The organism is Kribbella sp. CA-245084, from assembly GCF_050942355.1.
Taxonomy (GTDB): Bacteria; Actinomycetota; Actinomycetes; order Propionibacteriales; family Kribbellaceae; genus Kribbella.
Genome location: NZ_CP192053.1, coordinates 3,975,027 through 3,987,641, shown reverse-complemented (window position 1 = coordinate 3,987,641; position 12,615 = coordinate 3,975,027). Strand labels below are relative to the sequence as shown.

Here is a 12,615-nt window from a genome sequence, read left to right as displayed (position 1 = left end):
ACAGACTCGGCGCATGACGTTTCGCGAGTTGCATGCCTCTCCGTTCGTGATGCCGAATGCCTGGGACGCCGGGAGTGCGGTGATCCTCGCGGCGGCCGGGTTCCCGGCGATCGCGACGACGAGTGCGGGGATCGCGTTCTCGATGGCGAAGGGCGATCACACGCTGCCCGACGGGGCGCCGGCGGTGTCGCGGGAGGCGATGTTCGAGCGGGTGCGCGAGATCGCGGCGGCGAGCGCCGTACCGGTGAACGGGGACCTCGAGGACGGGTACGGCGCTGAGCCGGCGCGGGTCGCGGACACGATCACGCTGGCCCGCGAGGCCGGGCTGGCGGGCGGGAACATCGAGGACTTCGACGGGCGGGAGCTGTACGACGTCGAGCTCGCGGTCGAGCGGATCGTGGCGGCGCGGGAGGCTGCGGGGTCCGAGTTCGTGCTGACCGCGCGGACCGACGGGCAATTGCTGCGTACGCCGACGTCGCTGGCGGACTCGATCGATCGCGCCAACCGGTTCCGTGCGGCGGGTGCGGACTGCCTGTATGTGCCCGGGGTGAACGACCTGGACGCGATTCGCCTGCTGGTGCAGGAGATCGACGGTCCGCTCAACGTGGTGATCGGCCTCGGTACGTCGACGCTCACGGTTGCCGATCTGCAGTCGGTCGGGGTGACGCGGATCAGCCTTGGCGGGAGTATTGCGCGGGCAGCCCTCGGGTTCGTCCGCCGCAGCGCGGAGGAACTGGCAACGAAGGGCACGATCAGCTTCGCCGCCGACCAGATCCCGCAGGCTGACCTGAACCTGCTTTTTGCGCGATCATCCAAGGGTGAGCACTAGAGCAGTCGCGATGGCCCACAGCTTCGTGGGCTTCGCGACGTGCGCCTGCCTGCTCCTCTTCCACGCAGTGGGCGACCCCTTCGGCACCATCAACGACCTGGGAAACGCACTCTTCGGCCTCCTCAGCCTCGCCCTGGCATGGCTCCTCCGCCCCGCATCCGTCGGTCCTCGCGACGCGACATCGCGGCTGGCCCGCGTGCTCGTCGGTGTTGCAGCGGTCGGCGCGGTGATCACAGTCGTGGGGACGGTGCTTGTGGTGACCGACACGACCGGGTTCTACCTCGCCGGTTTGTGGTCGAGCTTCGGGTTCGGGCTGATCGGGGTCTGGTTGGTGGGGATCAGCCGTCAGACCGCTCCGGGCCTGCGCCGGGCGGGGCTGGTTGCCGGTGTGGTGATGCTGCTCGGGCTCGTCGGCGTACCAGGGATCTTCATGGGTATCGACGACATGGACACCGCCCCGGTGTGGACCTTCGTGGCCGGCGCGAGTTGGGCCGGCACGTATCTGCTCTTCCCCGCCTGGAGCCTACGGCTGGCCCGGCAGGACCGCCCCGAAGGCGTCGGCTAGCCGCGGGAACATCCCGCGCACATCTCCCCCACCGACCCAAATCCCGATCGCCAGCGCGGCCGTTGCCTCCAGCAACTTCGCGCGCCGGAGGCCTCCGGCTTCGACCGGCACACACCCGAGATCCCGCACGAGCTCCTGGACCAGTTCCATCCCGCCATCACCACAGATCGGCACACCCAACCCGACCGGTGGGTTGCGCCAGACCGTTTCCGCGGCGAGGTTGAACGCCTTCACCACCTGCACCTCCGGGACCGCCCGGCTGATCGCCTCAGCGGTTCCGGGGTGCGCCAGCGTGAAATCCCTGTGATCCAAGGCATTCGTGCAGTCGATCACCGTCCGCCCGGCCGGCACCATCGCCGCCACGTCCACCGCCACGTCAGCCGGTACGGCGAGCAGCACCCCGTCGCCGTACTCCGCTGCCTCCGACAACGATCCGCTCGCAGCGCCGATCCGCTTCGCCACCTCGGCGGCCCGCACCGGATCGCGGCCGCCGACCATCACGTCGTGCCCGGCCTTGACCCATTGCCCGGCCAGCGCCTCGGCCATCAGTCCGTTGCCCAGTGTTCCTATACGCATGCTCCGACCGTAGACAGTTCGATGCGCACCTACCGGTGTCTATGCTGGGCCGATGTCGTCCGTGAAGCAGTTCCAGGTCACCTTCGATTGCGCGGATCCGGAGCGCGTCGCTCGCTTCTGGTGCGAGGTGCTGGGGTACGTCGTACCGCCGCCGCCGAACGGCTTCGACAGCTGGACCGAGTTCGATCAGTCGTTGCCGGCGGAGAGTCAGGGCGCAGCGTTCGCGTGCGTCGACCCCACGGGTGTCGGCCCGCGGTTGTTCTTCCAGCGGGTCCCCGAGGGCAAGGTCGTGAAGAACCGCGTGCATCTCGACGTACGGGTCGGCACCGGGCTCGTGCGTGAGGAGCGGCTGGCGGTGCTCGAGGCCGAATGTGTGCGACTGGAAGCGCTCGGCGCGACGCGGGGGCTGCTGCTGCGTTACGACGGCGTCAACGAGTCGTGCCAGAACATGCAGGACATCGAGGGCAACGAGTTCTGTCTCGACTGACCGATGGGTACCAGTCGGTGCCTAACGGCCGACGCACAATGGACGGGTGGAGCCGAGATTCTTCTCCGACTGTCAGGCGCGGGTCGCCGCCGACCTGATCAGCGGACGCTGGCCGATGGTCGTGCTGTACTCGCTGTCGCACGGCGCCGCCCGTCCCGGTGACCTCCGCCGGCAGATCGGCGGCATCAGCCAGAAGGTCCTCACCGAGACACTGCGCCGCCTCGAGCACAACGGCCTGGTCGAACGCCGCCGGTACGCCGAAGCGCCGCCGCGGGTCGAGTACTCGCTGACGACCGCGGGCAAGGACCTGCTGGTGCCGATCCGCGCGCTGGGCGACTGGGCCGAGGTTTACGCCGACCAGCTGCCGACCGAAAGCAAACCGTAAACGCCTCCAGGCACAGTGACCGAGTCATCCAACCTGGAGGTTCTGATCATGTTCACGTTGCAGCAAGTCGTCGACGCCCCGCCCGCCGAGGTCGTCCGCGCATTCACCGAGGCCGAGCCGTTCGCGGCCTGGTTCCTCGCCGAAGGTTTCATCACGCCCTCCGACCGCGTCACGCTCGACGTCCGGCCGGGCGGCCTGATCTCGGCCGTCTTCGTCGGTGAGGGCGACGTCGAGGTCCCGTTCACCCTCCGGTACGGCGAGCTCGACCTCCCGCACCACCTGGTCCTGTACTTCGACGACCCCGCCGAGGAGATCACCGTCGACTTGTCAGGCTTGCCTGACGGCAAGACCCAGCTCGACTACCGCAGCATCGGCCTCACCGACGAACAGCAAACCCCGATCAAGCCCGGCGTCGCGACCATGCTCAACCACCTCGCCGCCTACTTCGGCTGACGCCGGGGCGGACCTGTGCCACTCATCAACCAGTGCTATCGGGCGGCCGGCACGCGCGACTGAGCCTGCGAGCAAGTCGAGCGCCCTGCTTAGTGAGTGCTCCACGTCCGCGGCCTGACCAACGAGCCGGCCGAACCTCGCCCCCGCATACTGGTTCCCGGACGCGGCCGAGCCGGTCGCGACCAGGCCGAGCCCCGGCCGGAACGGACGCCAGCGGGCTCGCCCGGGCCGCTCGCTCAGCCGATGAACCCCTTGTAGACCCCGGGCATCGGCCCCCGCCGCGGCAGCACGCCAGCCGCTCCTGGCCCGGCCAGCCCCGGCCCAGCCGGTCCGGCGTCGTCTCCCCCGCCGGGGCCTGCTTCCGGTCCCTGCGCCTCGCCCGTTCCCTCGCCCGAGTCGCTGCCGGTCGCGCCGAGCAGTCGTCGGGTCAGCGTGTCGCGCGACGACAGCAGCTCGGCGACCGCGGCCCGAAGGTGATCGGCCCCCGGTGGCTCCCCCGCCTCCGCGGCGAGCAGCACGGTCCGTCGTACCAGCTCCTTGACGAACGACGCCGTCGTACCCGCCGTCTGCTCGACGATCTCGTCGACCAGCTCGCCCGGCAGCTCCAGCCCGGGCCCATACAGCCGCAGCAGCCGAGCCCGCCCGTCGGCGTCCGGCAGTGGCACCTCGACTGCCATGTCCACTCGCCCCGGCCGCTGCATCAGCGCGGGCTCCAGCAGGTCCGCCCGGTTCGTGGTCAGCAGGAACGCCACATCCGAGTCCTGCGCCAACCCGTCCATCTCATTCAGCACCTGGAACAGCAGCGGATTCTCGGAACCGTGTGAGTAGTCCCGCGCCTCGGCGACGAGATCGCAGTCCTCGAGTACGACGAGCGCCGGCTGCAGCATCCGCGCCAACGCGCACGCCTGCGAGATGAAGTGAATGCTCGTCCCCGCCAGCAGCACCACCGTGAACTCCGGCAACTGCGACAGGACATACCGTATGGTATGGGTCTTCCCGGTGCCGGGCGGCCCGTACAGCAGGACTCCCCGGCGCAGGTGCTGCCCCGCCGCGAGCAGCGTCTCCCGATGCGCCGCGATCCCGACGACCTCCCGCTCGATCCGCTCGAGCACCCCGTCCGGCAGGACGACGTCCGCACGCGTGATCCCCGGCCGCGGATGCAACCGGAACGGCCCGACGCCCTGCCCGAACTCGTGCCCCTCGAACGACACCACCTTCCCGCGGAACACGTTGTGCTCCCGGATCAGCTCAGGCAGCGCCCCGAGGAACCGATCGCCGGCCGCCTTCTCCACCGCCAGGATCTCGAGATCCACGCTCGATCGCCCGTACTGCGGGTTCGCCGCCCGCAGCAACGCGACGTACCGATCCTCGCCCCGCACCCCGAGGTAGAACCCGAACGCGACGCAGTCCATCTCCTCGTCGACATCGATCTGCAGACGCTGGTAGTCGACCGCCCCGATCCCGAACCGGTCGTACTCCGCCAGCTCCAGCAGCTCACCGAGCGAGTGATGCCCGCGGTTCGACCCGGCCAGCCCGACCACCTCGAACGAGTCGAACCACGCCTCGATCGCCCGCTGCACGTTCGGCAGGTCGTACGGCGGGAAGCTGGACGACACCACCGGCACCTGCTCGGGGTCGACACCGAGATGCTCCCGGAGCCGGTCCCGCAGGCTCTCCCGGCTGCTCCGCTGCCCGCTCACCTGCATCCGCTCCAGGAACCGCGTGAACAGCCGCGCGAACTCGTCGACCTCTACCCCGTCATCAGACACAGCGTCAGACATCTGGCCGTCTCTCCTCGTCCTCGTTCCGGACCTATCCGGAGGGTCCTCCGCAACGGCGGATAGGATCTTCACCATGACAGCTTCCGAGTCCACCGACCGTCCGTACGGCGCCTTCCCGGTACGGATCGGTCTGCAGGTCCAGCCCCAGCACGCCCAGTACGCCGACATCCGGCGTACCGTCGCCGCGGCCGAAGAGATCGGCGTCGACGTGGTGTTCAACTGGGACCACTTCTACCCGCTCAGCGGTGAGCCCGAGGGCCTGCACTTCGAGTGCTGGACCATGCTTGCCGCCTGGGCCGAGGCGACCGAGCGTGTCGAGATCGGCGCCCTGGTCACCTGCAACTCCTACCGCAACCCCGATCTGCTCGCCGACATGGCGCGCACGGTCGACCACATCAGCGACGGCCGGCTGATCTTCGGCATCGGCTCCGGCTGGTTCGAGAAGGACTACGACGAGTACGGCTACGACTTCGGTACGGCGGGCGGCCGGCTGGACGCCCTCGGCGAGGCCCTGCCGCGGATCGAGCAGCGCTGGACCAAGCTGAAGCCGCTGCCGACCCGCGACATCCCGGTGCTGATCGGCGGCGGCGGTGAGAAGAAGACGCTGAAGCTCGTCGCCAAGCACGCGAACATCTGGCACGGGTTCGGCGACGCGGAGACGCTCGCGCACAAGCACGCCGTACTCGACGAGCACTGCAAGACGCTCGGCCGCGACCCGGGTGAGATCGAGCGCTCGGCCGGCGTCGGCGACAAGGCGCCCGAAGACATCGGCAAGGGTCTGCTGGACGTCGGCACCCGCCTGTTCACGGTCTCGTCGTCCGGTCCGGACTACGACCTCGGCCTGCTCCGCGAGTGGGTCACCTGGCGCGACGAGGTCAACGCCAAGTAGCCGTCTTTGAGCACCCACCAACCATCCGCACCGGCCGAAAGCGGTTGGTGGGTGCTCAAGGTCGGGGCACGTTAGGATTTCCGGCATGTCTACGTTGCCTGGGAACGGTTCGGTGCGAGCGATCACCCGCTGGGGTGAGGACGTCATGCATCGAGTCAACAAGCCTGTCACCGACTTCGGCGACGAGCTGCAGACGCTGATCGCCGACATGGTCGCGACGATGAACGCGGCCGAGGGCGTCGGCCTGGCCGCGAACCAGGTCGGCGTCGACCTGCAGGTCTTCGTGTTCGACTGCCCCGACAAGGAGGGCAACCGGGTGCAGGGCGTGGTCTGCAACCCGACGGTCGAGGTGCCGGAGGGCAAGGACCGCAACCTGGACGAGGGCGACGAGGGCTGCCTGTCGCTGCCCGGCGCGTTCACCAAGTGCGCCCGCCCCGACTTCGCGAAGGTCACCGGCGTCGACCAGCACGGGGAGCCGGTCAGCTTCGAGGGCGACGGCCTGCTGGCCCGCTGCCTGCAGCACGAGACCGACCACACCCAGGGCATGGTGTTCGGCGACCGGCTGTCCCGCAAGTACAAGAAGCGCCTGTTCGCCGAGGCCGAGGAGTTCGCCCCCGACTACCCGTCGGACTGGCCGGTCTCCCCGATGATCGAGCACGAGGACGACCACGAGGGCGACCACGAGGACACCCCCGCCACCTGAGCTACCAGCGGGCCTTCTCCAGGTCGATCTCGTCGACCGTCTGGGCCGGGGTCTGGCCGGTGGTGTCGAGCCACAGGCCCCGGCGTGGAGTCTCGTCCAGGCTCGTCATCAGCGCACGGACACCCTCCTCGACGGAAGGTCCCCAATCCCGGTACGCATTGTTGCCGCCGCGCCCGATCTCCCGCTCGACGATCGATTCGACCGAAGGTACGAGTACGACGAGGTACGGGTCGACGCCCCGCAGCCGCGAGAACCATCGCTCGACATGCTCGCCCAGCACGATGTCGCTGCACACGAAGTCGAATCCGGCGTCCGCGTAGTGCTGCGCCACCAGCGCGCTCGCGTCGTACCGCAGTTCTAGCTGGCGGAGTGCCTCCGGGGTCGGCTCGGGTGTCATGATCTCCGCGCCGGCGACGACGCCGCGGTAGAACACGTCGCCGTCGAGGGTTGCCGCCGGCGGGCCCATCCTTGCCGCGAGCAACGGTGCGATCGTGGATTTCCCCGCGGCCTGCATGCCGGTGACGAGGACTACTTTTGGATTGCTCTCCATGCCTCCGCCGTCAGCGAGTAGATGGTGGCGTCGAACGGTACGCCGTCCTCCTCCAGCACCGCCTCGTGGTCGAAGCTCATCCCGAGCCGGCGCATGACCGCGATGCTACGGACGTTCGTCGTATCGGTCACCGCAATAACGCGCGGCAGGCCGAGCGTCGTGAACCCGTGCTCGATCCAGGAGGCCGCGGCCTCGGAGGCGTAGCCGTGGCCCCAGTGCTCGCGGGCCAGTCGCCAGCCGATCTCGAGGTCGTCCGGGTACCACTGCTCCTTCGACAGACCGCAAGCGCCGAGGAAGACCCCGTCCGTACGACGCTCGACGGCCAGGAACCCGTATCCGCGCGAGGCGTAGACCTCGTTGATCCCGGCTGCGTCCCGGTCGCACTCCTCCCGGCTCAACGGCCCTCCGAGGAACTGCGTGACCTGCGGGTCCGCGTTCAGTGCCGCCCAGGGTTCCAGGTCGCTGTCGCGGAACGGGCGCAGTACGAGGCGTTCCGTCGTACGCATGGCTCCCCCCTCAGCATCGAGTGGCGTAGAACGCTACTGCTGCTGAGGATGCCACGTTGAGGGAGTCGACGCCGCCTGCCATCGGGATGCGTACGGTCAGGTCGGCCTGTTCGAGCACGTGCGGCTTGAGGCCGTGGCCTTCGGTGCCGAAGATCAGGGCGAGCTTGTCGTCCTTGCGGTCGGCGAGTTCGTCGAGCGTGATCGAGTCGTCGGCGAGCGCCATCGCGGCGGCGACGTACCCGCGCTCCTGGAGGAGTCGGAGGTCGCCGGGCCAGTTCTCGAGGCGCGTCCACGGGACCTGGAAGACGGTTCCCATCGAGACCTTGATCGAACGCCGGTACAGCGGGTCGGCACAGGTCGGCGTCACCAGCACGAGGCCGACGCCCAGCGCGGCCGCTGCGCGAAATCCCGCTCCAACGTTGGTGTGGTCAACGATATCGTCGAAGATCGCGATCCGTCGTACGTCGTCGGTCAAGAGGTCGCTGAGCGGTACGGCGGCGCGGCGCTTGTACGACGCGAGCGCCCCGCGGTGCACGTGGAATCCGGTGACCTGCTCGGCCAGCTCCTCCGACACGACGTACACGGGCTTGTCCGGCCACTTGTCGAGCACGTCCTGCAACGAGTCCAGCCACCGCGGGGCGAGCAGGAACGACCGCGGCTCGTACCCGGTCTCCGCGGCCCGCCGGATCACTTTGTCGCCCTCGGCAATAAACAGCCCGTGCTCTTCCTCGAGCAACCGCCGAAGACTGACTTCCCGCAACTGCACGTAGTCAGCCAGCCGCACGTCCGCAGCATCCTCAACCGGCACCAGCGTCACGCCGACCCCGCCCCCGCACCACCACCGCGCTCCCCCACCGCGGCGCGCGCCAGACCGCCGACGTCCACCACGTTGCCGATGACAACGATCGCGGGCGCACCCACGCCCTCGTCCTTCATCGCCTGGGCGATACCCGCCAGGTCCGACGTCACCATCCGTTGGCCCGGCAGTGTCCCGTCCGCGATCGCGGCCGCCGGCGTGTCGGCCGGCTTGCCCGCGGCAACCAATCGTTCGGCGATCGCCGGGAGGTTCTCGACCGCCATCAGCAGCACCAACGTCCCGTGCAGCTGGGCGAGCGCGTCCCAGTTGACCAGCGAGTCCGGGTGCGACGGCGGGATGTGCCCCGATACCACCGTGAACTCATGCGTCACCCCGCGATGCGTCACCGGGATCCCCGACACCGCGGGCACCGAGATCGAGCTCGTGATCCCCGGCACCACCGTCCACGGCACCCCGGCCTCAGCGCACGCCAGCGCCTCCTCGAACCCGCGGCCGAACACGTACGGATCCCCGCCCTTGAGCCGTACGACGACCTTCCCGGCCCGCCCGCGCTCCACCAGGATCCGGTTGATCTCCTCCTGCTGCGCCGCCCGCCCGCGCGGCAACTTCGCCGCGTCGAACAGTTCAACGTCCGGGTGCAACTCGTCCAGCAACGGCTGCGGCGCCAATCGGTCCGCCACCACCACATCTGCCTCGGCCAGCAACCGCCGCCCGCGCACCGTGATCAGGTCCGGATCGCCCGGTCCCCCGCCGACCAGGTACACCCCCGGTCGCCGCTCCACGTCCCGCGCAGCCAGCTCACCGGTCCGCAGCCCTTCCAGAATCGCATCCCGGACGGCCGCCGACTTCCGGTGATCGCCCCCGCCGAGTATGCCGATCGTCACGTTGTCGTGCTGGCCGGACGCCGGCGTCCACGCGGTCGCCCGCGAACGGTCGTCGGAGCGCACACAGAAGATCCGCCGCTCCTCCGCCTCCGCCGAGACCCGATCGTTGACCGCGGCATCATCCGTCGCCACGACGACGTACCAAGCGCCGTCGAGATCGCCGTCCTGGAACCCGCGCTCGATCCAGCTCAACGACGGGTTGCCGAGCAGGCCCTCGATCGTCGGCGTGATCGACGGCGAAATCAGGTCGATCCGTGCGCCCGACTCGAGCAGCCGCGGGAGCCGGCGCTGGGCGACCCCGCCACCGCCGACGACGACCACGCGCCGCCCGTCGAGGACGAGACCGGACAGGTACTGATGCGTCACTGACCGATCCCCGCGTCCTCGAACGTGGCCATCTCGGCGAGCGCACGCACCGCGCAGGTCAGGATCGGGTACGCAAGCACCGCGCCCGTCCCCTCACCGAGCCGCAGGTCGAGGTCGACGAGCGGCTGCAGGCCGAGCTTCTTCAACGCGACCGCGTGACCGGGCTCGGCCGAGCGGTGCCCGGCGACGCAGTAGTCGACGACGGCCGGGTGGAACGCCTGCGCCACGAGCGCGGCCGCTCCGGCGATCACGCCGTCGAGGATCACCGGCGTGCGGTTGGCCGCCGCGCCGAGGATGTATCCGGCCAGCGCGGCGTGCTCGAGACCGCCGTACGCCTGGAGCGCCTTGAGCGGGTCGGTTGCCGGTACGTCGTGGAGCGCGAGAGCATCCCGTACGACGGATGTCTTGTGCGCGAGCGCCGCGTCGTCGATGCCGGTCCCGCGGCCGGTGACCGCGTCTGCGGTCGCGCCGGTGAAGGTCGCGATCAGCGCGGCCGAGGCGGTTGTGTTGGCGATGCCCATGTCGCCGGTCAGCAGGCAGCGGTAGCCGTCCTCGACCAGCTTGTCCACGAGCTCGAACCCGACCGCGATCGCCGCGCGCGCCTCGTCCTCGGTGAGGGCGTCGGTCTGCGACAGGTCGCGGGTGCCCGGGCGGACCTTCGCGTGGACGATGTCCAACTGCTCCACCGGCGTCGCGACGCCGACGTCCACGACCCGTACGTCGACCCGGTTGTTGGCCGCGAACGCGTTCACCGCGGCACCGCCGGCCGCGAAGTTCGCCAGCATCGCGGCGGTCACTTCCTGGGGCCACGGGGAGACGTTCTGCGCGTGTACGCCGTGATCCGCCGCGAACACCGTCACGACGGCGGGCTGCGGCACCTGCGGCGGGCACGTCCCGGTCATCCCGGCCACCCGCACGGACAGCTCCTCGAGTACGCCGAGCGACCCGGCCGGCTTCGTCAGCTGCGCGTGCCGCGCCTCGGCTGCCTGCATCGCCGCCGAGTCCGCGGGAGCGATCCGCTCCCTGTACTCGTCCACCACGCCGTCCATCGAGTCCTCCATCCGTTCCCGGTCCAGGCCAGGCTGTCCGCCGTACCGGCTCGATCTTCGCATCTCCGATCGGGTGCCCCGGGGTGGGTCGGCGCGATGTGGACAGTAATGTCGGAATCACCACACGTCGCAGACGCCTTCCAGATCCCGGAGGATCACAGATGTCGCTCGATCGTCCCGTCGCCCCGGACCCGTACGAACTGCTCCCGAAGGCGGGTTCGTTCACCGTCACCAGCACCGATGTCGCCGACGGCGAGCCGCTGTCGGACGACCACGCGTTCGCGGGCGGGAACACGTCGCCGCAGCTCAGCTGGTCCGGGTTCCCCGCGGAGACCAAGGCCTTCGTCGTCACTTGCTACGACCCCGACGCGCCGGTCGTCTCCGGCTTCTGGCACTGGGTGCTGGTCAACCTCCCGGCGACGGTCACGGACCTCCCGGCCGGCGCCGGCACGGCCGAGCGCCTCGACAACGGCGCGTTCCACGTCCGCAACGACTTCAGCGCCAAGAACTTCGGCGGCGCGGCCCCGCCGGCGGGCGACCAGGTTCACCGCTACTACTTCGTCGTCCACGCCATCGACGTGGAAGCCCTCGACGTCGACTCGGATGCCTCGCCGGCCGTCGTCGGCTTCAACCTGGCCTTCCACACGCTGGCGCGCGCCATCATCACCCCGACGTACCAGACCGCGGAGTGAACTGACGGGAGCCGCCTCGTTCGAGACGGCTCCCACGGTCAGCTGAGCGGGGGTCTGCGTCGCTCGGCAGCTGTGAGATCGGCCGACTCCTGACCGTCCCACTTCGTTCCGCTCGCAACGCCGAGATCGTCGCGTACGCCGGTCCACCGGGCGGTGAGCGCGAAGAGGACGAGGACGTCCAGCGCGATCATCAGCACCCCCCAGACCGGATAGGCGCCGAGCCAGGCGACCTGCGTGACAGCGTGCAGGCAGACGAGCACGATCGCCGCGATCCTGGCCCACGTCTGTGCCATCAGCAGACAGGCGCCGACTCCCATCAGGAGCAGGCCGAAGATCAGGATTATCCATCCCCAGACGGTCACGTCGACGATGATCAGGTTCTCCCGGGTGATCACCAGGCGCTCGTCCGAGAACAGCGCGATGAACCCCTCGAAGACGTTCACCAGACCGGTCATCATGAGCAGCGCGCCGGCGAACACGACGACGCCGGTCATCGCCGCCCGGCCTTCTTCGCAGCCATCCTGCTGTCTCCTCTCGTGCGCCGGGCCGCCACCGAGCCGGCGACGGATCACCCCTGGATGGTGTCCCGGCGCCCGCCCGACCACCTCACCCCATCCGGATGAGAGCCCCTAGCCCAGCGGGTGATTTGGTAAGCCGGGCTGTCTGCGTGCCCCGCCGGCGGGTGGCTGGTTCGGTCATAGGGCGGTGACGTAGACCCAGTGGCCGGCTTCGCGGGTGAAGGTGCTGTTTTCTTGTTGGACGCCGGGGTTGCCGGATTCGGTGTAGTGGGCACGGAACTCGACTGTGCCTTCGGAGTGGAAGGGGCTGCCACCGGTTGTGCCGACGATCTCCAGGCCGGTCCACTCCCGGCCGGGTGGGAAGTCGATGCTTACCGGTCGGGTTGTCAGGGACCAGGTTTGCTGGAGGTACGGCGCGTCGTGCATCACGAACGCGGTGTACCGGGAGCGCATCAGCTGCTCCGCGGTCGAGGCGGTCGCCGCGCCGCGGTGGAGCGGGCCGCAGCAGGCGGCGTACGGCAGGTCCTGACCGCAGGGGCAGAGGGCTGGCATGGAGTGATTGTCG

General features: G+C 69.5%; 17 protein-coding genes. 8 read left to right on the top strand and 9 right to left on the bottom strand.

Going from position 1 to position 12,615, the window contains the following annotated elements:
* Positions 1–13 precede the first annotated feature (13 nt).
* Positions 14–829 carry an isocitrate lyase/PEP mutase family protein gene (locus tag ACQPYH_RS19150; protein WP_432893096.1) on the top strand — a complete coding sequence of 272 codons (816 nt, stop codon included), beginning with the start codon at positions 14–16 and terminating at the stop codon, positions 827–829.
* On the top strand, positions 819–1,394 hold the full coding sequence (locus ACQPYH_RS19145; RefSeq protein ID WP_432893094.1) for a hypothetical protein: 576 nt from the start codon (positions 819–821) through the stop codon (positions 1,392–1,394). Before ACQPYH_RS19150 ends, ACQPYH_RS19145 begins: the two co-directional genes overlap by 11 nt.
* Here the strand turns inward: ACQPYH_RS19145 and ACQPYH_RS19140 are convergent.
* Positions 1,353–1,970 (bottom strand): NADPH-dependent F420 reductase, encoded by a 618-nt coding sequence (locus ACQPYH_RS19140; RefSeq protein ID WP_432893092.1) that lies wholly within the window; start codon positions 1,968–1,970, stop codon positions 1,353–1,355. The genes ACQPYH_RS19145 and ACQPYH_RS19140 overlap by 42 nt on opposite strands.
* 52 nt (positions 1,971–2,022) lie before the next feature.
* Here ACQPYH_RS19140 and ACQPYH_RS19135 point away from each other — a divergent pair, with 52 nt between their 5' ends.
* The 3 genes from ACQPYH_RS19135 to ACQPYH_RS19125 are packed head-to-tail and all read left to right on the top strand — an operon-like array spanning position 2,023 to position 3,295.
* Positions 2,023–2,457 (top strand): VOC family protein, encoded by a 435-nt coding sequence (locus tag ACQPYH_RS19135; protein WP_432893090.1) that lies wholly within the window; start codon positions 2,023–2,025, stop codon positions 2,455–2,457.
* 46 nt (positions 2,458–2,503) lie between these two features.
* Entirely contained in the window at positions 2,504–2,842 is a 339-nt protein-coding gene (locus ACQPYH_RS19130; RefSeq protein WP_432893088.1) for a winged helix-turn-helix transcriptional regulator, read from the top strand.
* 48 nt (positions 2,843–2,890) lie between these two features.
* Positions 2,891–3,295 carry an SRPBCC family protein gene (locus tag ACQPYH_RS19125; protein WP_432893086.1) on the top strand — a complete coding sequence of 135 codons (405 nt, stop codon included), beginning with the start codon at positions 2,891–2,893 and terminating at the stop codon, positions 3,293–3,295.
* 236 nt (positions 3,296–3,531) lie between these two features.
* Here the strand turns inward: ACQPYH_RS19125 and ACQPYH_RS19120 are convergent, their stop codons facing one another.
* Positions 3,532–5,076: an AAA family ATPase gene (locus ACQPYH_RS19120; RefSeq protein WP_432893084.1), complete on the bottom strand. Its 1,545-nt coding sequence runs from the start codon at positions 5,074–5,076 to the stop codon at positions 3,532–3,534.
* 73 nt (positions 5,077–5,149) lie between these two features.
* Between ACQPYH_RS19120 and ACQPYH_RS19115 the strand changes: the two genes are divergently transcribed.
* Positions 5,150–5,965, top strand: a complete 816-nt coding sequence (locus ACQPYH_RS19115) for an LLM class F420-dependent oxidoreductase (protein ID WP_432893082.1) — start codon at positions 5,150–5,152, stop codon at positions 5,963–5,965.
* Positions 5,966–6,050: 85 nt separating this feature from the next.
* Positions 6,051–6,668: a peptide deformylase gene (gene def / locus ACQPYH_RS19110; protein ID WP_432893081.1), complete on the top strand. Its 618-nt coding sequence runs from the start codon at positions 6,051–6,053 to the stop codon at positions 6,666–6,668.
* Between the two features lies 1 nt (position 6,669).
* Here def and ACQPYH_RS19105 read toward each other — a convergent pair whose 3' ends face one another.
* From ACQPYH_RS19105 to cobT, 5 genes are read right to left on the bottom strand one after another with little or no spacing between them, the layout of a single operon-like run.
* Entirely contained in the window at positions 6,670–7,218 is a 549-nt protein-coding gene (locus ACQPYH_RS19105) for an AAA family ATPase (protein ID WP_432893079.1), read from the bottom strand.
* The gene (locus tag ACQPYH_RS19100; RefSeq protein ID WP_432893077.1) at positions 7,197–7,724 is read right to left on the bottom strand and encodes a GNAT family N-acetyltransferase; all 528 of its coding nucleotides are present in this window, start codon (positions 7,722–7,724) and stop codon (positions 7,197–7,199) included. The genes ACQPYH_RS19105 and ACQPYH_RS19100 overlap by 22 nt, the downstream gene beginning before the upstream one ends.
* Positions 7,725–7,734: 10 nt before the next feature.
* Positions 7,735–8,541, bottom strand: a complete 807-nt coding sequence (locus ACQPYH_RS19095) for a TrmH family RNA methyltransferase (RefSeq protein ID WP_432893076.1) — start codon at positions 8,539–8,541, stop codon at positions 7,735–7,737.
* On the bottom strand, positions 8,538–9,791 hold the full coding sequence (gene cobA / locus ACQPYH_RS19090; RefSeq protein ID WP_432893074.1) for a uroporphyrinogen-III C-methyltransferase: 1,254 nt from the start codon (positions 9,789–9,791) through the stop codon (positions 8,538–8,540). The genes ACQPYH_RS19095 and cobA overlap by 4 nt, the downstream gene beginning before the upstream one ends.
* Positions 9,788–10,903 (bottom strand): nicotinate-nucleotide--dimethylbenzimidazole phosphoribosyltransferase, encoded by a 1,116-nt coding sequence (gene cobT / locus ACQPYH_RS19085; protein ID WP_432893073.1) that lies wholly within the window; start codon positions 10,901–10,903, stop codon positions 9,788–9,790. The genes cobA and cobT overlap by 4 nt, the downstream gene beginning before the upstream one ends.
* A gap of 98 nt (positions 10,904–11,001) precedes the next feature.
* Between cobT and ACQPYH_RS19080 the strand changes: the two genes are divergently transcribed.
* A complete protein-coding gene (locus ACQPYH_RS19080) occupies positions 11,002–11,532 on the top strand; it encodes a YbhB/YbcL family Raf kinase inhibitor-like protein (protein ID WP_432893072.1) in 531 nt (176 codons plus the stop codon).
* A 38-nt stretch (positions 11,533–11,570) separates the two neighbouring features.
* Here ACQPYH_RS19080 and ACQPYH_RS19075 read toward each other — a convergent pair whose 3' ends face one another.
* Together ACQPYH_RS19075 and ACQPYH_RS19070 are read right to left on the bottom strand one after the other, a co-directional pair.
* On the bottom strand, positions 11,571–12,104 hold the full coding sequence (locus ACQPYH_RS19075; protein WP_432893070.1) for a DUF7144 family membrane protein: 534 nt from the start codon (positions 12,102–12,104) through the stop codon (positions 11,571–11,573).
* A gap of 123 nt (positions 12,105–12,227) precedes the next feature.
* Positions 12,228–12,602 carry a YchJ family protein gene (locus ACQPYH_RS19070; RefSeq protein WP_432893069.1) on the bottom strand — a complete coding sequence of 125 codons (375 nt, stop codon included), beginning with the start codon at positions 12,600–12,602 and terminating at the stop codon, positions 12,228–12,230.
* Positions 12,603–12,615 lie beyond the last annotated feature (13 nt).

What these genes read in the sequence shown, in the direction of transcription:
- ACQPYH_RS19150 (WP_432893096.1), top strand. Translation starts at nt 14, where the DNA reads ATGACGTTTCGCGAGTTGCATGCCTCTCCGTTCGTGATGCCGAATGCC.
- ACQPYH_RS19070 (WP_432893069.1), bottom strand. Translation starts at nt 12,602, where the DNA reads ATGCCAGCCCTCTGCCCCTGCGGTCAGGACCTGCCGTACGCCGCCTGC.
- ACQPYH_RS19135 (WP_432893090.1), top strand. Translation starts at nt 2,023, where the DNA reads ATGTCGTCCGTGAAGCAGTTCCAGGTCACCTTCGATTGCGCGGATCCG.
- ACQPYH_RS19120 (WP_432893084.1), bottom strand. Translation starts at nt 5,076, where the DNA reads ATGTCTGACGCTGTGTCTGATGACGGGGTAGAGGTCGACGAGTTCGCG.
- ACQPYH_RS19100 (WP_432893077.1), bottom strand. Translation starts at nt 7,724, where the DNA reads ATGCGTACGACGGAACGCCTCGTACTGCGCCCGTTCCGCGACAGCGAC.
- cobT (WP_432893073.1), bottom strand. Translation starts at nt 10,903, where the DNA reads ATGCGAAGATCGAGCCGGTACGGCGGACAGCCTGGCCTGGACCGGGAA.
- ACQPYH_RS19140 (WP_432893092.1), bottom strand. Translation starts at nt 1,970, where the DNA reads ATGCGTATAGGAACACTGGGCAACGGACTGATGGCCGAGGCGCTGGCC.
- ACQPYH_RS19115 (WP_432893082.1), top strand. Translation starts at nt 5,150, where the DNA reads ATGACAGCTTCCGAGTCCACCGACCGTCCGTACGGCGCCTTCCCGGTA.
- ACQPYH_RS19080 (WP_432893072.1), top strand. Translation starts at nt 11,002, where the DNA reads ATGTCGCTCGATCGTCCCGTCGCCCCGGACCCGTACGAACTGCTCCCG.
- def (WP_432893081.1), top strand. Translation starts at nt 6,051, where the DNA reads ATGTCTACGTTGCCTGGGAACGGTTCGGTGCGAGCGATCACCCGCTGG.
- ACQPYH_RS19105 (WP_432893079.1), bottom strand. Translation starts at nt 7,218, where the DNA reads ATGGAGAGCAATCCAAAAGTAGTCCTCGTCACCGGCATGCAGGCCGCG.
- ACQPYH_RS19125 (WP_432893086.1), top strand. Translation starts at nt 2,891, where the DNA reads ATGTTCACGTTGCAGCAAGTCGTCGACGCCCCGCCCGCCGAGGTCGTC.